Origin of the sequence: Longispora sp. NPDC051575, assembly GCF_040681875.1 — a bacterium.
Classification (GTDB): Bacteria; Actinomycetota; Actinomycetes; order Mycobacteriales; family Micromonosporaceae; genus Longispora.
Window position 1 is genome coordinate 590,670 of the sequence record NZ_JBFAZP010000007.1, and the last position, 19,353, is coordinate 610,022.

Below are 19,353 nucleotides of genomic sequence, written 5' to 3' on the forward strand. Positions count from 1 at the left end.
CGGACCTACCGGGGCAACGGGCTGGTGGACCTGCTCCAACCACCCTTGGGGGCCTGAAGACGGGTCAGCGTGCGTCCGGAGCGGAAGTGATTCCACGCGGCGATGGCGTACCGGACCACGTCGTCCGGGCCGAGGCGGTGACCGGTCAGTGAGTCGGAAGACAGCCGCGTGCGCAGTGCTCGTGCCGGATCGCCGGGTGCCAATCCGAGCCCGTCGATCACCTGGTCGCCGAAGAAGAAGTCAGCCCGTTTGACGTCGACCCGCGCGCACATGTGGTAGGCCGCGGCGATGGAGCTCGGCGGTGCCGGTATGGCCTTGCGGGCACGGATCGCCATGTCGACAGCCAGACGCAGTTCAGGGTGGCGGGCCAGATAAGCGGCCATCTCCGGATGGGTCGGAGCGACGGCGCCGGCATTGCGCCGGCCCTGGTCGTAGGCGATGACCCGCCGGGCGATGGCGGCCAGTGTGTTGGCGTTGCTTTCTCCCGACAGCGCCAGCGAGTCGCCCATGCTGCGGTGCGCCCCGATGTCCATGGTGTCCTGCGCGGTGGCCTCCAAACCCCAAATGACCAGGAATGGGAGGGTGACGTTCGCAGCGATCAGGGCCAGGAGGCGGTGCTGGCCATCGGCCAGCCATCCGTCGGTGGCGAACCTGATCGGGTCGCCGTTGAACGTCCACTGCCCGGCGGCCATGTCGCGGGCGTAGGCATCGACCCGGCCCTGACGGACGTTGCGGTTGTGGCCGTTGTTCGCCAGCCACGTGTCCGCCACCTCAGGGGTCACGGTGATGATCTCGTGGCGGACAAGGCGAACGCGGGGCGTGTTGGCGGAATTGCGAGCCATGTGTCAGTCCTTTTCAAGAGGGTTGGGATCCGGGTGGGAAAGATCGGTGAGGATCGTGGTGATCTCGTCGCGCTGGCGAGCCAGGTCGCGGACCACACCAGCGGGCAGCCGGGGTTTGGTGGACGGCCAGCGGTCATCGACTAGTAGCCGCGCCAGCCGAGTGACAGCGCGCCCGTGGGCGAACACCCCTTCGGCGAACTCGTCGGTGAGTGGCCGGCGACGGCGGGACGGCGGGGCGCGGTCCTCCAGCGCGGACGGGCTGCGCTCCGCGATGACGGCCGCGACGTGCTCGGCGGTCACCCTGGGGGCTCCAGACGAGGTGCGCGGGGCGGTGGACACGGCTTGAGTCCAGGTCTGGCGGACGTTCTCCTTGCCAGCCTCACGGGCAACCGGATCGGTACCCGGCGATGGCAGCAGCCGGGCCAGGGGGCGTGCCTGCGCCTCGCTGACCGGCACGGGGGCGGGCTCGGTGCCAGATGGCGTCACCTCGGCCAGGACCCCGACCACATCGGCGGCGGAGATCAGCCTGTCGGCATAGCTGCGCGACAGTCTCCAGCGCTCCTGGCAGTACTCGCGGAATGATTGATGCTCTGAGCGGTAAAGCCGCAGATCGCGGACAACGGCAAGGGCCTGCCCAACCTCGACGAACGTGTCCAGGCCGGCGGCGATGACCTGCTCGCACTGTCGAAGTCGCGCGGCCTCGGCTGCGGACAGCACGTCGCCGGTCACGGCCGGCTCCTGCGATCCAACGCCTCAACCGAACGCGCTGAGTCCGCCGAAACGGCAGATCCGGTGGCTACCGCCCTTCCGATGAACGTCACGAATGCACCTGCGGCGGGCGGGCTGGGCAGGTGGGATAGTGCTGGCCGTACAAGCTGACGGCGTTCTTCCTGGCCTCAGTGAGGTCATCGCCTGCGAGTATCCGGCCGCGGGGCACCTGGCCGGAGCGCGGCCACACTGTCACATCACCGTCGGCCTGTGCCGCGATGCTGACCGCGCAGAGTTCGCCGGTCACGAGTTCGGTCCAGACCACCGGGATCCGGCAAGCCGGGCAGTAGCCGGGCGGGAGGGCGCTCATGCGGCGACCTGCTCACCGAGGTCGGTGACCCGGTCAACGATCAGCGGCTGCTCCGCCCGGCCGGTCTCCGCGCAGACGCGGCAGGTGATCGGCATATCCGGCAGGTCCGTGGCGTGCGCCTCGCACACGTCCACGAAGGTGCGGTGCCCGTGGGCGCAGTACCCGGACAGCTGGGCCGTCGCACGTGAGGTGCATTGGATGGTCGGTCGCAGTTCGGCGCTGGAGCACGCTCGGTGGCGGCGCAGGGCGAGGACGTGCATGGAACGGGACATGGATGTACCTCCACGGCTGCCCTGGTGGCGTCAGGGCACGCTGATGACCGTCACGCGTTACGTGGCGGAAGTGGGGCGTTCTACGCGAGCGAAGGAAGCTCAGCGGAACGGGTGGACGCGCTGGTGCATTGGGACCAAGCGCGAGGACGCGGCTGCGCCGGGTCGCTCAGTCGTCCTTGCAGAACGAGTTGAGCGACTCGGCGGAGATGCGCCAGGGGCTGTTCCGCGCGTTGCCGACGCGGACCGCGTGTAGCCGGTGACTGTGGATCAGGTGATACACCGCCGCCTTGCTCACGCGGAGCCGGAGTGCAACTTCTCGGACTGTGAACATCGAGGCTCCCGCCCTGGGTCAGTGCGGCGTCGTGGGCGTCGCCAGGGCCGCACAGAACCGGTCGAGAGCTTCAGGCGGTATCAAATAGCCGTCAGCCCCGAAGGTGGCGTCGAGCCTTCCGCTGCGCACCAGATGGTGCACAGTCTCCGGCCGTATGCTCAGTTTGTCGGCAACATCCGTTTCGGTGTACATCTCAACCCCCGTTGGATGGTTTCCGTCCACCTGCGAATGTCGCGGGCGGCGAACCGCGCCGGGATGACGCGATCTGTGGAAAACCCTGCCGAGGGGTCGTGTAGTTGTCTACGCACGGACCGGGAGTGCACGACTCGGGATTATCGATGATCTTAAACATTGCTCGGCATCGATAGGCGGCGAGTTCGTTTACTGGAAACGGCCTGCTCACAGGGGTGTGCGCACGTTTGTCATTGCTGGTGGCCGGTCGATTCAAGCCCTAGAAGGGTGCTTGCAATGACGGGAGCGACTTCGTGGCTCCACAGTGGTCCGGAGGCCCGCCTTGTGCACCCTTAGGGTTGCACCACTAGTCTCAAAATTCATCCTAAAGGACGATGAGCAAATGGCCCGTTCAGCCGATGTGAAGGCGTCGAGCTAGGTCACTTGAGCCCCTGGCCATCTGGTCGCGTGCGACGTTACGAGTGATGGAAATCGCCGGTCAGATGGCTGTGACCAGCCAAAAAGGGGTCGGCAGGGAGTGATCGTTGCCACTACACTCTCAGCTCACCCTCCGGGGTTGTTGGGACATGGGGGAAGTGCAATGAGCAACTATTCGAGCGATCCGAGGCCGCCGGGTGACCGGCGGCGAGAGCTGTCCTGGCTCGTGCGCGGACGTCGGGAGGCGATGACGTCGGCGGACATCGAGGGTTGGGATCGTGCGCCCAAGGAGCACCTCAGCCAGAACGACATCGTCGCCGCGATCGGATGCAGTGTGCGGTGGTATCAGCAGTTGGAACGCGGCGCGGATATCGACTACGACCCGGCCCTGCTGCTGCGCACCGCCGAGGCGATGAGAATGACCGATTCGGAGTACTACTACCTGCATTGGTGCGCACGTGGACATTCCGCTCCCGGACGCCATCCGGCGACCGCCACGCAGGAGGACAGCCTGCGGCGCTGCATCTCCGCGATGCGGTGGCCGGCGTGGGTACTCACTCCGTCTGGGCGGATTCTTGCCACCAACAAGGCGGCCACGGTATGGCTTCCGGGCGTGGAGTCCGCCGGCAATCTGGCCCGGTGGGCGATGCTGAACCCCGCATCGCGGGAGCAGTTCCTTGACTGGGAGGACACCTGGGCCCCGGCGTGGATCGCGTTCCTGAGGATGAGTGTCGCGATGGTCGCCGATGATCAGGATCTGCTGGCGCTCATCGCCGAGGTCGTCGCCGCCGACGATCTGTTCGACCGGCTGTGGCACACCCACCTCATCGGCCGGATGCAGCCCGTCGCGTACCTGCACGAGCAGCCGCTGTGGATCCGCGGCAGGACTGGCAACCACGAGATGCGGCTATCCACGCTCACCCCGCCGGGCGCCTGGGAGCGGCAGATCTTCATGCTCCAGCCGGTGGGCACCGCCCCCACCGAGCTGAAGGCGCGGACCAGCCCGACGCTGTGACACCAGAGCTGAGACGCGCTTGCGCCCCCTACTGAAAGGCGCGCTCGGTGTGAAATTCCACCTCGACCAGACCCGGTCGGACCAGGACCGCCCTGTCGGGTAATCCGGTCCGGCCGGGCGCCGTCGTTTACGGACCCACCGCGTCCTCGACGCTCCTCGCCAGCGGGGGCAGCAGTCGATCGGGACCCTCGGTTCAGCAAGGCGCGCTGATCACCCCTTCATGCGGGGGCGATGTTGCCCCCGTCCGCGCACCGAACAGAGTCCACCGCACAACTGAACAAACTCCCGCCGGTCGTCCCGGCACCGGCATGCTGCGCAGTCGGTGACAATCGGGCCAGGCATCTCCGGCAGGCGGCCCGGGACGGCGCTGCCTGTTTCTGCTGGTAGGGGCGTCCTTGGACCCGGCGGGACCCGAGCGGACGCCTGTCGGATGACCGGCTCTGTGACCACCGTGGGTTAGGTGATCAAGCCACCTCGTCGCCATCCACGCCCACCGAAACCGCGCTGGTCGGGATCGTCCTCCACGCATCCCCGTTCCGACACGGTTCAGCCGCTGCCACCCCGTCAGCGGACAGGCGGGATCCGATGAGCACGGCCCGGTCACCGCAGCAGGCCGGTACGCCGCGCTCCGCTACCGCCGCGCCCGGCGTCACCGGCCTGCCCGAATCATCCGGCCCCTTCGCACACACCGCGACCGAACCGGTGGCGGTGCGCCCGGTGGGACGGGAGTTCCGGCGGATCGCCGGGGTCTCCAGTCTGTGGATGAGCGCCGCCGGGCTGCATCCGCACGGTGCGCTGGTCGCTGTGTCCGGGGCCGACGGCGGGTCCGGGCGCTCCACGCTCACCGCCGCTCTCGGCGAAGTTCTGGCGGCGGCTTCCCCACACCCGCTGGTCGCCATCGACGCGAGCCTGCGCCGCTGGGGCGGGCTGGCCGAGCGTGTCGTGACCAGTGTCGAAGCCACGGTCCGCGACGCCGCCGACCAGATCGGCGACCTCAACCCCGACGCCGACCTTGACCACCTCGCGCAGCGCACCGCCGGGGACCTGCGGGTCATCATCGGAGAGCCCGGCACCGGCGGCCGTAGGCCCCCGACGGCCGATGAGCTGGCCCCGGTCGTGGCCCGCGCCCGCAGCCAGTACGCCCTCACGCTGCTTGACCTGCCCGAAGCTGACGCCGTCTGGTCCATCGAGGCGCTGCGCTCGGCGGTCGCACCGGTACTGGTCGCCCGCTCGACTCCTGACTCCCTGCGTCACACGCTGCGGCTGTTGCACCTGTTGCGCGCCGACGGCTACGGCCAGGTCGCCGCTGCCGCGATCGTCGTGGTGATGGGCACCGTGCCACGCCCGAGCCGTGATGTCACGGCGGTGCAGCGCCAGCTGCGCCAGGTCGCCGCCGACGTTCACCGGGTGCCCTACGACCCGGCACTGGCCAAGCCCGTCTCGGTCGAGGTGCGCGCCCTGCGCCGTCAGACCGTCGCCGCGCTCGTCGCGGTCGCGGCCTCCGTGATCGAGCGGTGCCCGACGAACCTGGCCCCGCCCATCTGGGCACCAGCGGACGTAGGCCCGTCGTGATCGCCCTGGCGCGGATCACCCGACTGCCCGGTGCGGTGATCCTTCTGCCGATGCTGGCCGGTGCGAGCCTGTCGGCGCTCGCCGGGACGCGCGGGGCGTTCGGGCCCGTGACCGACGCGCTGACCCGCTGCGCCTTGCCGTGCATCGCGGTTCTGCTCATCGCCGTCGGCGCGCAAGTCCGCCCCGCCGGGATTCCCGCGCTGGCAGGCCGCGCCGGGGTGGTCCTGTTCGGCACGACCCTCGTCCCGGCCCTTCTACTCCTGGCCGTGGCCTGGCGGTTCGGCCGAGAGGGCGTTGTCGGGATTCCCCTTCTGACACTGCTGGCCGTGGCCTTGTCGTCGTCGTATGCGATGTGGGCGCACACCGCCCACCGGTACGGCACGCGCGAGGACGCGGCGGCCGGGTGCCTGGCTTCCGCGATCAGCTCCAGCCCGGTCGCCCCGCTGCTGGTTGTGGCTGTGTGGCAGGGGACCGGCGGCGCCGTGAGCTGGCGGCTGCTGGTGGATTCCGTGCTGCCGCTGATTGTCGGCGTCGCCCTGGGCGCGGTGCTGCCGGGTTCCCGCGAACCGCTGCGGGGACTGCTCGGCCCGCTCCTGCCGGCGCTCGCGTTCAGCCTCGGGTGGGGCATCCCCATCGCCGCGCTCGTCCACCAGGCGCCCGCCGGCCTCGCGCTGGCGGCGATCATCGGCCTGATCTCCGGCGGCCTGGTCGCCTTGGCCTGGCACAAGGTCCTGCGCCGCTCGGCCGTCGTCGGCTGGTCCGCGGCGGCCGTGGCCGCCAACTCCGCAGCCCTGCCTCAGATCCTCGCCGCCGGGGACCCGGCTTGGCGCCCCTACCTGTCCACCGCGACCGCGCAGGCCGCGACCGCCGCCCTGATCAGCACCGCGCTCGCCGCGCTGCTCGTCACCGCCGCGGCTCGCCGCGCGAACCCGCCCGACCTCGCCGATCCGGCTGACGGCCCGCAGGCCGTCCCGTCCGTGCCCGACGACGGCCAGACGAGCGACCCGGGCCTGAACCACGCGGTGGCCGTCCTGACCATCCAAAACCGCACGGGGGGAATGTCATGACCCACCACCTCGCCGCATGGATCGGCGCGCACGCCGTCCAGCTCCGCGCATACGCGCCGCCCAGTCCAGAACCGACCGGATTCGACTGGAACAAGGTCCACCCCGATCCGTCGAAAGTTCCGAATAACGAACTTTTCTACGGAATCATCAACGGCGTTCTTTTCCTGACCATTGTGGCCTCTATCGTCACGCTGCTCGGCGGTGCGATCGCTTTCGGGTCCGGGCCGATCTTCGGGGCACACATGTTGTCGGACAGGGGCAAAAGCATGATGTGGAAGGCCATGCTCATCGCCCTCGTCGCTGGCGGTGGCGCGGCCCTCATCCAGTTCCTGCTGAAGCAGTAGGAGCCGGTGATGGCTTACAAGTCCACACGCGACCGTTCTGTGGCGCGCCCGTTCCTGCTCGCCTTCATCGTGTTGTGCATCGGTGCGCTGGTGTTCCTCGCCGGCCGCTGGACCGCTCCAGCCATTCCGTCTACGGCGACCACCCCCACACCCGCCGGAACTACAGATCCGGCCGAGTCGGGGCCGCGTTTCGACAAGGGGGTGCCGGTCGGCTTCCCGGGCACCGCGCAGGGTGCCGGTGAGGCTGCCGCGGCGTTCGAGTCGGCACGCGCCGCCTGGAAGGGGCTGAGCCGCGACGAGGTCCGGTCCCGGCTCGTGCGGATCGCCGCCCCCTCGCTGATCGACCAGCTGATGCCCGATCCGCTCACGGTCGGAAACCCCAACCTCACGATCGCCGCGCCACTGCTGGTCACCACCAGCCAGGGCCGCAGTCGGCAACCTGTCGCAGACGGCACGCATGTCACCGCGAAGGTCTATGCCCTGGCCGCGATCGGCCCGCGTGGTACCGGGGTGAATCCGCCGGTCGCGGGCCTGGCGGGTGGGTTCACCGTCAGCACTCTGGGGTTGCGCTGGTCGGAGGGCTCCTGGCAGATCGTGTCCTACGCCCTCGGGGTGGCAGCGCCAATTGTCATCGATCCTGCGGGGACCGCCGCCGCGATGCCCGTCGACCTGGTGGGCCCGGCCGCCTGGGTACCGGGGACGCCCCTGCCATGACCAGACACCCGCGCACTCTCGTCTGGGTGGCCGTCACCGTCGCGCTGACCATGGCCACCCTGTTGTCGCTGGCCGTGGCGACGCAGGCCGCGCCGACTCCCGGACCCACGCCAACCCCGACTACGGCCCCGACGTCTTCCCCTTCGCCGACGCCTTCACCGTCCCCGACAGCCAGCGTGCCGGCGGACTGCAAAGGGGTGCCGATCGACCCGATGCACGCCGAGTTCATCTGGTGCGTCACCTGGGCGGACAACAACGCCGATCGGACTGTGACCTGCAACCGGGCCACGAGCCCGGACGCGCGGGTGATGTGCCTGGCGGTGACACAGCACCTCGACGCTGATCCAGCGAAACAGGCGCGGTCGGTCCTCGGCGGCAACGGAAAGGTCGACTGCAACTTCTGGGACGTGCTGCTGAACTCCCCGACCCTGCCGACGGACGAGACGCGCCGGCTTGTGAACCGCAAAGCCGCGTGCATGAGCTACAAGGGCTACCTGGAGTCGCGGGTATCGCAACTGGCGAGCACGCTGCCTGAGGAATGCGGCATCGCCAACGTTCCGTGCCAGGTGAAAAAGGCCGTGACGGACGCGCTCGCCGACGGGATCGGCGCGGGGATCAAGGGCCTGGTCCAAGCCGTGGTCGGCGCCGTGACCTGGCTGCTGGGCAGGCTCGCCGACTGGGTGTTCACCACGACCACATGGAACCCCGACGACGGGTTCTACACCACCTACAACCTGGTCGCGGGCTCGATCATCCTGTTCATCTTCGTGTACTTCCTGGTCGCCACGATCATCTCGGGGATGCGGCTGAACGGGCCCGGACCGCTGGCCACGATCGGCGGTCTGATCCGTGCGGTCCTCGGGGTGGGGTTCGCGGGAGGAATCGCGTGGACGATCACGGCGATGTGGGATTCGGCGACCACCACACTGATCGAAGCCAACGAGAATACGCCGTGGGACCCGGGCGCGTGGATTACGGCGCTCAACGACCTCACCGACGGCGCGGGCACGCTGATCGTCGCGCTGCTCATCGGCTCGGCGGCGCTGGTCGCGCTTGTCGTGCTGTTCATCGTGATGATGTTCCGCAGCCCGCTGCTGTCGGTGACCGCCCTTTTCGGGTCAGTGGCGTTCGGCGGGCAGATCATGTCCGAGACTCGGAGTTGGACCCGCCGCTGGTTCTGGGCCGTCAATGCGTTGGCCAGCAGTAAGTTCTTCATCGCCGCGCTGTGGATCTACGGCAGCCGCGAGCTCCAGAGCACCGACTCCTTTATCACCGCCATGCAGATGCTCCTGCTGCTGTGGCTGATGGTGGCCTGCCCCTGGATCCTCCTGCGGATCACCAGCATCTGGGACGGCTATCTGGCCGACCCGAACGGCCGTGCGCTATTGGCCGCCGGAGGGCAGGCCACCGGTATCGGCTCGATGCTCGACAAGACCACGGGCCTGTTCAACAAGTCCGACACCGACAGCGCAAGCGGTGACTCCACCAGCGGCAGCGGCGACGAAGCGTCCGACCAGTTGGCCAGTGGCGACGACATCCCCACGAATCCGACCGACCCGAGCAAGGTCATCGACGGGGAGATTGTGCCCGACGGCGACGGCGACGGCGAAGGCGGCGACGACAAGCCCGGCAAGCAGGCGGCTGAGGCAGCCGACCACGACGCCACCGGCGACCAGGTGGGCAAGCCCGCCGATCCCGAAGGTGCCGGGGATCCAGGCGGAGGAACGCAAGAGGACGGACAGAACGCCGGGGAGGCCGACGGGCTCAAGGAGGGCACTGAGTCCGCGCAGAAGAACGTCGAGAACGGAGAGCTCACCACGCCGGGTGACTCCACCGGCGAGAACGGATCGCTACCGCTCATCCCGGAAACCGGCGCTGGCGGCGATGAGTCCGCGTCTCCACACATGCCGAATCCTACCGAAGGCCCCGACTCCGGCGGCGACTCCGGGGGCAAGGGCAGCGGCGACGCCGAAGCTGCGGCCAGCGAAATTCCGCCGGTCGTCTAAGGAAACGGGGGAAGTAGTGGTCAAGTTCCAATTTCCGCCGCGTTCCACACGCGGCGCTCTACTCGGGTTCACCCTCGGGCAGTTGCTCATGTCCACCGCTGGTCTGGCCGGCGCGCTCGCAGCGCTCAACCTCGCCATCGCCGGGCACCTGCCGGAGGCAGGTGGGGCGCTCGCGGGCGGCATCGCCGCGATCACCGCCGGCCTGCTGCGGATCCGGGGCCGCCGGGCGACCGAGTGGCTGCCGATCGTCATCGGCGCGCTCCGTCAACGAGCCACCCGCCAGGACCGCTACCGGGGCGCGATCTTCAGCGCGCACCCGGGTGAACACCTCGATATGCCGGGCCCGCTCGCCGGCTACGTGTGGCTTCCGGCGACGACCCTGAACGGCACGACCGAACTCGGGCTGCTGCACCACCGGGCCGAACACACGGTCACGGCCGTGCTCACCTACACCGGGCACAGCCTGGTCCTGGCCGACACCGGCGACCAACAGCGCCGCCTCACCGACTGGGCGGGCCTGCTCAACACGTTGGGCGGCGAGTACGCCGAACACGGCCTGACCCACTGGGCCATGTGGTCTCGCACCGTCCCGGACGCCGGCAGCCGCGCGCAGCGCCACCTCATCGAGCGGGCCACCGACACCACCAGCCGCGCCTACCGCTCCCTGGCCGCGCTGACGGCGGCCGGAGCGCGCACCGCGCAGCGCGCCGAGCACTACCTGGTTGTCGTGTTCGATGTGCGCCGGCTCAGCCGCGAGATCGCTTCCGCCGGGGGCGGGGACGCCGCGGTCGGTGTGGTCATCGCCGAGCAGTTGGCCGGGATCGCCTCGGCCGTGCGCGAGGCTGGGGTGGACGTGGTCGAGTGGCTGACGCCGCGCGGGTACGCGGCGGTGCTGCGCACCCAGTGGGACCCGGCCTCGCAGCCGTCGGTGGACCTGCGCGCGGCCGGTGGGGGCCTCGACGGCGTACAGCCCGCCGCCGCCGGCCCGACCGCCGCCGAGACCGTCGGCTGGGGAACCTACGTGCACGACTCCGGGCGCTCCCGCACCTTGTGGGTGCACGAGATGCCCCGGACCCCTGTCGGGATGACGTGGCTGTCACCGCTGCTGACCCCCAGCGGTCACCGCCGCACCATCAGCCTGACCGCCCAACCGGTGCCCGCCGCCCTGGCCGCGCTGCAATCGCGCCGGGAACGGGTCGCCAAGGCTGGCGACGAGCTGACCAAGCGGAAGATGCGGCTGCTACGCACCGCCCGCGAGGTCGCCGAGGGGCACAGCGTCGAGCAGATCGACCGCGAACAGGCCGCCGGCCACACCCGGTATCGGTACGCGCTGCTGATCACCGTCACCGCGCTGACCGACGACGCCCTCGACCGTGCGGTTCTGGCCGAACAGCGACGTCTTGTGCGCGCCGGCTGCGCCGGGGTCGTGCTCAACGGCGAACCGGACCAGGCGTTCTTCGCCGGTGGCCTGCCGCTGGCCCGGGGCCTGGCCAGGATGCGGGGGCCGCTGACATGAGCCGGTCTAAGAAGATCAAGCCGGCTCCGGGGCCCGGCACGCTGGGGGCGGCGATCCGTGAGGAGACCAGCCGCCGCGACCTCGACCACGCCGAACGCACGGTGAACGCCGAGCGTGCCCGGATCGACCGGGACCTGCGGCGCCTCACCGAACCCGCCCCTGTCGATCGGCGGGGCGGCTTCGGCCGGGCCGCCGGCCGAGTCGGGCACCTGATGCGCCTGCCTCCGCTGGTAGCGACGTCGGCTGTGTTGTGTTCTGCGGCCTACCAGGCGGTCGAGGAACCGCCGCTGCCGGCCGATGGCGCGTACATCGGCGTCGACGTCTTCAGTCGGGCCGCGTTCACGTTCGACATCCACGAGCTCTACCGCCGCAAGCTCGTCACCAGCCCGAACATGGCGATCGTCGGCGAGATCGGCACCGGGAAATCCGCGCTCCTCAAGACGATCGCCTACCGCAGCACGGTCTTCGGCACCCGGTATTCCTGCGTCGATGTGAAGGGCGAGTACGAGAGTCTGGCCGCCGCGACCGACGTGACCCCGGTCCGTGTCGGACCTGGGCTCGGCACGGTCCTCAACCCCCTTGCCGGAATTCACAGGGTCGCGGGTCTGGCCGCCGACCAGTGGCTGCATCTTCAACGCAGTCGCCGGCTCCTGCTCCTGGAAGGCGTGCTGGAGATCCAGATCGGCGAGAAGCTGACCGAGGCTGAGCGGTCGCTGCTGGAGTACGCCCTGGACGCGGCGACCCGCACCGGGGACGGCACGAGCGTCGAGCGGATGGAAACGCCCACCCTCAGCGGAGTGCTGGCCGCGATGGGAGACACCGCCGCCTGGGCGCACCGCCTCGCCGCTCTCGACTATCCCCTCGCGGACTTCGTGGTGGAGTCCCGCCGAGTGCGCCTGGCACTGGAACGCCTGATCTCCGGGGTACTGGGGCATGTCTTCGACGCCCCCGCCGGCACCGCCGGGACGATCGGGCTGGACTTCCAAGCCGCCGGCACGGTGCTTGACCTGCGCGCCATCCGGAGCTCCGACGCGATGACCGCGATGGCCGTCACCTGCGCGCAGAGCTGGATGGAAGCGGTCCTGTCCGACCCCGGAGCCGGGTCGCGGCTCTGTATTTACGACGAGTTCGCGCTCCTCGCCCGGTACCTGCACCTCATCCGCCGCCTGCGCGAGCAGTGGAAACTCGCCCGCCTGCTCGGCATCGGCAACCTCGCGGCGTTTCACCGCTGGTCGGACATGCTCGCCGCCGGCGCCGCCGGGTCCGAGGAGGTCCGCATCGCCCGGGGCCTGATCGAGGACACCGGCATCCGCGTCGCCTACCGCCAGGCCGTCGGCAGCGTCGCCGACACCGCCGAGTACATCGGCGGCTCCGACACCGAACTGCGCCTCCTGCCCCGGCTGCGGCAGGGAACCGGGTTGTGGCGGATCGGCACCCGCTCCTACGTCGTCAAGCACCAGCTGTCCACCGACGAGATCGCGATGGTGCACACCGACTCCCAGATGGAAGCGCGCCCGGAGCTGGAGCTGACCGACGCCGACTACGACGAGCGGCTGGAGACGGCCGCCACGGGACTCGCCCGGAGGACACAGTGAGCGACAGCCTGATGAGCCCGACCCGTTCGGTTCCCCGCCGCGGCGTTGCCCGCGTGGACCTGCTGGTCCGGGGCGTGGTGTTCGCCGCGCTGGTGATCGTGACCCCGATCGCGGTGTGGACGCTGTGGCTCGCCGGACAGATCGGCGGCCTGGTCACCGGCCTCACCTGGCCGGACTCCACCCCGGGCGACGCCCCGGGGATCGCGGTCCGTCTCCTCGGGCACGCCGGGCACCCGGGCGCGGCCTGGCCCGCCCGGGCTCGCGCAGATGTTCCCGGCGCGGCCGTGGTCTACGGCCTGTGGCTGCTCCTGCTCGGCGGCGCGGTGTTCGGTCTCCTCGCCCTCGTAGCCCGTCTCGTCCGCCGGTTCGGGCGGCGGCGCGGGTTCGCCACCCGCCGCGACCTGCGCCGATTGTCGGCACAGGCGATGTGTGACCGGGCCCCGGTGCTGCGCCCGGCGCTGACCGTCACCGACCGCGACACCGTGGACGAGATCGCCGACAAGCAGCGACGGGCTGCTGACCCGTTGGAGATGTCGCGCTGCCTGGGCGTCGACGCCCAATCCGGGGAGACGTTGTACGCGCCGTTGAACTGGGCCGAAGTCGTGAGGGCACCTCCGCAGTCGGGTAAGACGACGCAGCTGGTCATTCCGCGGATCCTCGACACCAGGGGTGCGCTGATCACGACCAGCACCCGCCTGGACGTCGTCCCACCCACCTGGGCCGCCCGCAACGCGGTCGGGCCGACCTACATTTTCGAGCCACAAGGCACGCTCCCTGGCGTTCCCCGGTTGCGCTGGTCCCCGATCTGGGGCGCGGAGAACCGGCTGGCGGCGATCCTGCGCGCCAACGGCTTCGCCGCCGCCGCCGGCCTGTCCGGCGGCAACGTGGAAAACGGCCAGTTCTTCACCGACGCCGCCGCTGGCGTCCTGCGCGCGCTGCTGCACGCCGCTGCACTTGATGGCACCGCGACGATGACCGACGTCGCCGCATGGGGCCGCAACCGTAGGGAACGGCGCCCGGAGCGGATCCTGCACGCCCACGGGGCCAGCGACTGGGCTGAGGACCTGACCAGCCACCGCCTGTCGACCAGTCGGACCGTCGACAACGTCGAGGTGGTCGTCCGTCAAGCTTTGGACTGCTTCTCCGACCCCCGGGTGTTGGACGCCTGCTCCCCGGTCAGGGGGCAGGAACTGGACCCGCTGGCGTGGCTGGCCGAGTCCGGCACCATCTACATGGTCGGCGACCGAAGCTCGCAGGCCAGCGTCGCGCCGCTGCTCACCGCCATGATCGAAGACATCGCGTGGCGGGCAACGCAGAAAGCCTTCGTCGCGGTCGGCGGTAAGTGCGACCCCAACTTGGTCCTGCTGCTCGATGAGATCGCGAACATCGCCCCGTTGCCCTCAGCGGCTTCGCTCATGTCGGAGGGCGGAGGCTCGGGCCTGGGTACCTCGATCATCGCGCAGAACGACTTCCAGCTCCTCGACCGCTTCGGCCAGTACAAGGGCCCGGCGCTTGTGCTGGCAGGCAACGTCCACGTGTTGCTGGGCGGCGGCACCGACGTCAAAGCGCTGAGGGACTTCCAATCCCTCGCAGGCAAGATTCGCGAGGCCGAGCACGGCACGTCCTGGGGCTCAGGGCGCACCAGCCACAGCGCGCAGGTGCGCCGCGAGGACCTGATCGACCTGGCCGAGCTCCACGCCCTGCCGTACGGGCGGGCGCTGGTCATCGCGGGGAACCTCGCCCCCGTGGAGGTCATCACCCCGGCCTGGTTCGAGCGCGAGGACGCCCTAGCGCTGCGCCAGTCGGAGAAACAGTTCCGCGACCTGATCGCCGGGGGGTGGTAGCGATGACCGACGCCGACATGGACATGGACCCGCTGTTCGACCTGCCGGAACCGGCGGTGGACACCGAGGCGCTGCGTCTGGAGTTCTCGCGCCTGATGGTCGACGCCCTCGCCGAGCACACGCAGGTCCTCGATGCCCTGACCAGCAAAGTCGAATCCCTGCACCAGCAGGTCGCCGCGCACAAGAAGACGAACAAGAAGAAGGACAACACCGGCCCGTCAGCGCCGATGAGTCCGGCGGGGCTGCGGTGGCCGTACCTCGACCGCGATGAGGCCGATGACCTGTGGGGCATGACCATCGGGTATGCCGCCTGGCTGGTCGATCGGTACTTCCTCCAGGAACAGCTACCCGCGTGCTGGGCGCGACACCCCGCGCTGGTGGACGAGTTGGGCGCGCTCGCCCTGGCCTGGCACGGAGCGCACGCCGACGACGCCGATCTCAGTGCCCCGTTGCGCTGGCACGAGAGCTTCGCCCGCGCCCGCGCCCGGTGGGAGATCTGGGTCCGTCCGACCCGCTGCCTCACCGGCAGGCACGCCGATCCCGACACCGTCATCTCCTGGCCGGACACCTCCCTGGCCGACACCCTGGCGGTCGCACGCGAGAACGTGAACCGCTACCCGCACCGGGATTCCACCGACGAACCGGCACCGGAACCCGCCCTGGGTGGTGATCCGTCATGACCGCGCCGATCACCAGCGAGAACGACTGGGCGACGCTCATCCCCGCCCTTCGGCAGAACATCAAGGACGCGCAGGGCATCTACCGGCGGGTCCGGGCGCTGTGGGACGAGCCACCAGCACCGCCGGAGACCCTGGAGACCCCGGACCTGGAAGCCGAGGCCGACGCGCGCACGGCCTATGAGCGCCAGACCGAGGCCGACGACGACATGTACCCCGACGGCGTCGTCGACGGCGACTTCGACCGCGAACCGGAAGAAGAACCCGCCGAGCCCGAACCTGAGCAGACGCCGCCGGACCCGGAGCCAGACGACGACCCGGGACCGGACGACCCGGGCCCCGACCCGAGCGAGCCACAGCTATGACCCCCGTTCGCCGCGCCCTGCGGCTCGCCGTCGTCGCGCTGCTCCTGGCCGGGTGCGCGGCCCCCCATCGGCCCGCGCGCACCCGCCCGTCGCCCACTCCGGACCGCTCGCCGACCACCGCGCCGGCACAGCCGACGCCTGCGCCCGGCCCGCCGCTGGACAACACGCAGGACAAGGGCGTCGCGGCGCCCCCGGCGCCGCGCGCGGTCGCGGTGGCCGACGCCTATGTGCGTGCCTGGGCGCGGCCGGACCTCCCGGCCGAACAGTGGCTGGCCGGGGTGCGCCCGCTGGCGATCCCGGCCTACGGGGCGCTGCTGGTGACGGTGACCCCGGCGCGGGTACCGGCCCGGACGGTCACCGGCCCGCCGGTCACCGTGTCCTCCACCAGCTTGGTGTGCGTGTTCGACGTGCCGACGGACGTCGGGCCCATGCGCGTCACCGTGATCCGCGACGGCGACCTGTGGCAGGTCGCGTCCCTGATCCGGAGCACCCCGTGAAGGCCCGCTGGCTCCTCGCGTTCGCCCTGGTGGCGGCGTTCACATGCGGTCTGCTCACCGTCGTGCTGGATCCGCCGATCGCGCGGGCCTGTGGCGGGGACGCGTTGTCCCCGGGGCCCGTGCCGACCGGGGGCCTCGGGCCTATCGGGGACTGGAACACCAAGCAGGTCACCAACGCCGCGATCATCGTCGTCACCGGCCGGAACAAGCATGTCCCGCCGCGTGGCTGGGTGGTGGCGCTGGCGGTGGCGATGCAGGAGAGCACCCTGCGCAACCTCGCCAACTCCAACGTTCCGGAGTCGTTGAAGCTGCCAAATGAGGGCGTGGGATCCGACCACGACTCGGTCGGCCTGTTCCAGCAGAGACCGCTGCCGCCCGCCGGCGCGGGGTCTTGGGGCACGGTCCCGGAGCTGATGACCCCGGCCATCGCGGCGGCGAAGTTCTACGACGCGCTGCTGCGCATCGAGGGCTGGGAGAACCTACCGGTCACCGTCGCCGCGCAGCGCGTGCAGGGCTCCGCGTTCCCCGACGCCTACGCACGGTGGGAGGGGCCGGCTGGGGAGCTGGTCGCGGCGCTGTCCGGGGTGACCTCGATTGAGCAACTGCCCGGGGCGAGCCTGACCGACTGTGGAGTCCCGCCGGTCGTGGCCGGCGGCTGGACGACCCCCCTGTCCCCGCCGATCCAGCTCAACAGCCCGTTCGGGCCCCGAGACGGGGTCCTGCACGCGGGCATCGACCTGGAGGCCAAGAAGAACCTGGCAGTCCGCGCAGCCTCCAGCGGGACGGTGGTGTTCGCAGCTTGCGACCGCGACACCGGCAACTGCGATATCGACGGCAGCACCACGATGCGCGGCTGCGGATGGTTCGTGGAGATCAAGCACGCCGACAACGTAGCCACCCGGTACTGCCACCTGATCCGCAAACCCGACGTGACCGTAGGCCAGGCCGTCACGGTCGGGCAGGTCATCGGCGCGTCCGGAACCTCGGGGAACTCGTCGGGCCCACACCTTCACTTCGAGATCCATACCGGCGTGACGTGCGCCGCTGAACCCTCCGGTGGTTGCGACCTCAACAACAGCAACGCGACCGACCCGGTCCCGTTCCTCCGCGCCCGGGGTGTGGCCCTGTCGTGACGTGCGCGGACGCGCGGCTGGTCCAGTCGCGCGCGGACAGCCCCTATATCTAAGGAGTACAGCGATGTGCGGCATTACTGGCTACACGAGCTGGGCGATCAGTCCGACTCTCGAACCTCAGGTCATCCACGAGATGACCAGCACCCTACTGCCGCGCGGGCCGGACGCCCACGACGTGCTCGTGGGCGACGAGATCGCGCTGGGTCACACGCGTTTGGCGGTGCTGGATCTGTCCGGCGGCGCGCAGCCGATGACGACCACCGGCCGCGACGGCGGGCTGCTCGCGCTGACGTTCAGCGGCGAGATCTACAACCACCACGACCTGCGCCGCGAACTCCAGGCACGGGGGCACCGGTTCCGGACTCGCTCGGACACGGAGGTGGTGCTGCGGGCGTGGGTGGAGTGGGGCATTGAGGCCCCTGCCCGGTTCCGGGGGATGTTCGCCGTCGCCGTGTGGGATGAAGCGGTCCGGAGCTTGTACTTGGTACGTGACCACCTGGGCGTCAAGCCGCTGGTGTACGCGCGGACCGGTGACGGCGGGACCGTTTTCGGTTCCGAGGCCAAAGCGGTCCTGGCGCATCCGCGGGTGGAGACGGCCGTGGACGTCGACGGCCTCGCCGAGCTGATCGCCCTGGCCCCGAACACGAGCCCCGGGCACTGCGTGTACCGGGGACTGGAGGAGGTGGCCCCGGGGACGATGGTGGTCGCCACCGGCCGCACCACGCGGGTCGTGCAGTACTGGTCGTGGGCTCCGCGCCCGCACACCGATGACCTGACCACGACCGTGGACACGGTCAGGGGTTTGCTGGAGGAGGCGGTGGACCTCCAGCGCACCGCCGACCGTCCGGTGGGCGCCCTGCTGTCGGGCGGCCTGGACTCCAGCGCGATCACCGCGATGGCGGCCGTGGACGACCTGGCGACGTGGGCGGTGGACTACGCCGACGGCGGGGACTACGCCTCCTCGGCGCTTCACCTGGGCTCCGACACCCCGTACGCGAAGCTGGTGGGCGAGCACGTCGGCTCCCGGCACACGACCGTGTACGTGACGCAGGACGAGCTGATCGCCAACCACGAAGCCACCGTGACGGCGATGGACGTGCCGGGGTACGGGCCGATCAACACCCCGTTGATGCTCCTGTTCCGCCACCTCGCCCCGCACACCCCGGTCGTCTTGTCCGGTGAGGCGGCCGACGAACTGTTCGGGGGCTACCACTGGCACAACCCCGGCCCGGACGATGACGCCGACACGTTCCCGTGGGTCGGGACGTCGTACAGGCCAATGGACTACCTGCTGCGGGCGGACGTTGCGGAGGTCGTGCGCCCGGCCGAGTACCGGCAGCGCCGGTACCGGGAGGCACTGGAAGAGGTGCGATACCTGCCAGGCGAGCGGGGCCGGGACCGGGACCTGCGCCGCCGCCACGCTCTGACCGACCTGTACTACCTCCAGTTCCTGCTGCGCCGCAAGGACAGGATGGCGATGTCTGTGGGCGTCGAGGCCAGGGTGCCATTCACGGACGTGAGGCTGGTCGAGTACGCGGGGTCGGTCCCGTGGGCGTGGCGCCGGCAGGGCGGCCAGGAGAAAGGAATCCTGCGTCGGGCGGTGAAGGACCTGCTGCCGGAGTCGGTCGCCTGGAGGCGCAAGTCCGGCTTTCCCGTCGCGCAGAACGCGCCGTACAGGGCGTACCTGTGGCGGGCGGCCCGAGAGCTGGTCGCCGACACGTCCTCGCCGGTGTGGACGTTCCTGGACCCGGACACGGTGACGTGGCTCCTGGACCGGACAGAAGACGATCTTGGAGATTGGACCAGCACGCTCCACGCGAGTTTCGTGGTCGAGTGCGGGATGTGGCTGCGGCAGCGGTCGGTGAAGCTGCCGTGA

At 70.1% G+C, this 19,353-nt stretch carries 20 protein-coding genes; 14 read left to right on the forward strand and 6 right to left on the reverse strand.

All coding sequences use genetic code 11. From position 1 onward, the window contains the following. Positions 1-5: 5 nt before the first annotated feature. The 6 genes from AB0M43_RS23660 to AB0M43_RS23685 form a co-directional block, all read right to left on the reverse strand. Positions 6-842 carry a hypothetical protein gene (locus tag AB0M43_RS23660; RefSeq protein WP_363727917.1) on the reverse strand — a complete coding sequence of 279 codons (837 nt, stop codon included), beginning with the start codon at positions 840-842 and terminating at the stop codon, positions 6-8. 3 nt (positions 843-845) lie between these two features. Beyond that, a complete protein-coding gene (locus tag AB0M43_RS23665; protein ID WP_363727918.1) occupies positions 846-1,571 on the reverse strand; it encodes a hypothetical protein in 726 nt (241 codons plus the stop codon). Between the two features lie 88 nt (positions 1,572-1,659). After that, positions 1,660-1,920, reverse strand: coding sequence for a hypothetical protein (locus tag AB0M43_RS23670; RefSeq protein ID WP_363727919.1), 261 nt, complete (start codon positions 1,918-1,920; stop codon positions 1,660-1,662). Further along, positions 1,917-2,192 (reverse strand): hypothetical protein, encoded by a 276-nt coding sequence (locus AB0M43_RS23675; RefSeq protein WP_363727920.1) that lies wholly within the window; start codon positions 2,190-2,192, stop codon positions 1,917-1,919. Before AB0M43_RS23675 ends, AB0M43_RS23670 begins: the two co-directional genes overlap by 4 nt. Positions 2,193-2,358: 166 nt before the next feature. Then, on the reverse strand, positions 2,359-2,523 hold the full coding sequence (locus AB0M43_RS23680) for a helix-turn-helix domain-containing protein (RefSeq protein WP_363727921.1): 165 nt from the start codon (positions 2,521-2,523) through the stop codon (positions 2,359-2,361). Positions 2,524-2,541: 18 nt separating this feature from the next. Next, positions 2,542-2,715 carry a helix-turn-helix domain-containing protein gene (locus AB0M43_RS23685; protein WP_363727922.1) on the reverse strand — a complete coding sequence of 58 codons (174 nt, stop codon included), beginning with the start codon at positions 2,713-2,715 and terminating at the stop codon, positions 2,542-2,544. Positions 2,716-3,295: 580 nt separating this feature from the next. Between AB0M43_RS23685 and AB0M43_RS23690 the strand changes: the two genes are divergently transcribed. From AB0M43_RS23690 to asnB, 14 genes are all read left to right on the forward strand, one after another. Further along, a complete protein-coding gene (locus AB0M43_RS23690; protein ID WP_363727923.1) occupies positions 3,296-4,147 on the forward strand; it encodes a hypothetical protein in 852 nt (283 codons plus the stop codon). Positions 4,148-4,732: 585 nt separating this feature from the next. Beyond that, on the forward strand, positions 4,733-5,719 hold the full coding sequence (locus AB0M43_RS23695) for a hypothetical protein (RefSeq protein WP_363727924.1): 987 nt from the start codon (positions 4,733-4,735) through the stop codon (positions 5,717-5,719). Continuing rightward, a complete protein-coding gene (locus AB0M43_RS23700; RefSeq protein WP_363727925.1) occupies positions 5,662-6,786 on the forward strand; it encodes a 2-keto-3-deoxygluconate permease in 1,125 nt (374 codons plus the stop codon). Before AB0M43_RS23695 ends, AB0M43_RS23700 begins: the two co-directional genes overlap by 58 nt. Beyond that, positions 6,783-7,130, forward strand: a complete 348-nt coding sequence (locus AB0M43_RS23705) for a hypothetical protein (protein ID WP_363727926.1) — start codon at positions 6,783-6,785, stop codon at positions 7,128-7,130. The genes AB0M43_RS23700 and AB0M43_RS23705 overlap by 4 nt, the downstream gene beginning before the upstream one ends. Positions 7,131-7,139: 9 nt before the next feature. Continuing rightward, positions 7,140-7,844 carry a hypothetical protein gene (locus AB0M43_RS23710; RefSeq protein ID WP_363727927.1) on the forward strand — a complete coding sequence of 235 codons (705 nt, stop codon included), beginning with the start codon at positions 7,140-7,142 and terminating at the stop codon, positions 7,842-7,844. A 26-nt stretch (positions 7,845-7,870) separates the two neighbouring features. Continuing rightward, entirely contained in the window at positions 7,871-9,850 is a 1,980-nt protein-coding gene (locus AB0M43_RS23715; protein WP_363727928.1) for a hypothetical protein, read from the forward strand. Between the two features lie 16 nt (positions 9,851-9,866). Then, the gene (locus AB0M43_RS23720) at positions 9,867-11,366 is read left to right on the forward strand and encodes an SCO6880 family protein (RefSeq protein WP_363727929.1); all 1,500 of its coding nucleotides are present in this window, start codon (positions 9,867-9,869) and stop codon (positions 11,364-11,366) included. Beyond that, on the forward strand, positions 11,363-12,961 hold the full coding sequence (locus tag AB0M43_RS23725) for a hypothetical protein (RefSeq protein ID WP_363727930.1): 1,599 nt from the start codon (positions 11,363-11,365) through the stop codon (positions 12,959-12,961). Before AB0M43_RS23720 ends, AB0M43_RS23725 begins: the two co-directional genes overlap by 4 nt. Beyond that, positions 12,958-14,805: a TraM recognition domain-containing protein gene (locus AB0M43_RS23730; protein WP_363727931.1), complete on the forward strand. Its 1,848-nt coding sequence runs from the start codon at positions 12,958-12,960 to the stop codon at positions 14,803-14,805. The genes AB0M43_RS23725 and AB0M43_RS23730 overlap by 4 nt, the downstream gene beginning before the upstream one ends. 2 nt (positions 14,806-14,807) lie before the next feature. Next, positions 14,808-15,485, forward strand: a complete 678-nt coding sequence (locus tag AB0M43_RS23735; RefSeq protein ID WP_363727932.1) for a hypothetical protein — start codon at positions 14,808-14,810, stop codon at positions 15,483-15,485. After that, entirely contained in the window at positions 15,482-15,847 is a 366-nt protein-coding gene (locus tag AB0M43_RS23740; protein WP_363727933.1) for a hypothetical protein, read from the forward strand. Before AB0M43_RS23735 ends, AB0M43_RS23740 begins: the two co-directional genes overlap by 4 nt. Beyond that, the gene (locus AB0M43_RS23745) at positions 15,844-16,344 is read left to right on the forward strand and encodes a hypothetical protein (protein WP_363727934.1); all 501 of its coding nucleotides are present in this window, start codon (positions 15,844-15,846) and stop codon (positions 16,342-16,344) included. The genes AB0M43_RS23740 and AB0M43_RS23745 overlap by 4 nt, the downstream gene beginning before the upstream one ends. Then, complete coding sequence (locus AB0M43_RS23750; protein WP_363727935.1) at positions 16,341-17,477, forward strand: M23 family metallopeptidase; 1,137 nt, start codon at positions 16,341-16,343, stop codon at positions 17,475-17,477. The genes AB0M43_RS23745 and AB0M43_RS23750 overlap by 4 nt, the downstream gene beginning before the upstream one ends. 64 nt (positions 17,478-17,541) lie before the next feature. After that, a complete protein-coding gene (asnB, locus tag AB0M43_RS23755) occupies positions 17,542-19,353 on the forward strand; it encodes an asparagine synthase (glutamine-hydrolyzing) (RefSeq protein ID WP_363727936.1) in 1,812 nt (603 codons plus the stop codon).

Bases quoted from the DNA above. Each gene is read 5' to 3' on its own strand.
- AB0M43_RS23660 (WP_363727917.1), bottom strand. From the start codon at position 842: ATGGCTCGCAATTCCGCCAACACGCCCCGCGTTCGCCTTGTCCGCCAC.
- AB0M43_RS23670 (WP_363727919.1), bottom strand. From the start codon at position 1,920: ATGAGCGCCCTCCCGCCCGGCTACTGCCCGGCTTGCCGGATCCCGGTG.
- AB0M43_RS23675 (WP_363727920.1), bottom strand. From the start codon at position 2,192: ATGTCCCGTTCCATGCACGTCCTCGCCCTGCGCCGCCACCGAGCGTGC.
- AB0M43_RS23680 (WP_363727921.1), bottom strand. From the start codon at position 2,523: ATGTTCACAGTCCGAGAAGTTGCACTCCGGCTCCGCGTGAGCAAGGCG.
- AB0M43_RS23685 (WP_363727922.1), bottom strand. From the start codon at position 2,715: ATGTACACCGAAACGGATGTTGCCGACAAACTGAGCATACGGCCGGAG.
- AB0M43_RS23690 (WP_363727923.1), top strand. From the start codon at position 3,296: ATGAGCAACTATTCGAGCGATCCGAGGCCGCCGGGTGACCGGCGGCGA.
- AB0M43_RS23695 (WP_363727924.1), top strand. From the start codon at position 4,733: ATGAGCACGGCCCGGTCACCGCAGCAGGCCGGTACGCCGCGCTCCGCT.
- AB0M43_RS23705 (WP_363727926.1), top strand. From the start codon at position 6,783: ATGACCCACCACCTCGCCGCATGGATCGGCGCGCACGCCGTCCAGCTC.
- AB0M43_RS23710 (WP_363727927.1), top strand. From the start codon at position 7,140: ATGGCTTACAAGTCCACACGCGACCGTTCTGTGGCGCGCCCGTTCCTG.
- AB0M43_RS23725 (WP_363727930.1), top strand. From the start codon at position 11,363: ATGAGCCGGTCTAAGAAGATCAAGCCGGCTCCGGGGCCCGGCACGCTG.
- AB0M43_RS23735 (WP_363727932.1), top strand. From the start codon at position 14,808: ATGACCGACGCCGACATGGACATGGACCCGCTGTTCGACCTGCCGGAA.
- AB0M43_RS23740 (WP_363727933.1), top strand. From the start codon at position 15,482: ATGACCGCGCCGATCACCAGCGAGAACGACTGGGCGACGCTCATCCCC.
- AB0M43_RS23745 (WP_363727934.1), top strand. From the start codon at position 15,844: ATGACCCCCGTTCGCCGCGCCCTGCGGCTCGCCGTCGTCGCGCTGCTC.
- asnB (WP_363727936.1), top strand. From the start codon at position 17,542: ATGTGCGGCATTACTGGCTACACGAGCTGGGCGATCAGTCCGACTCTC.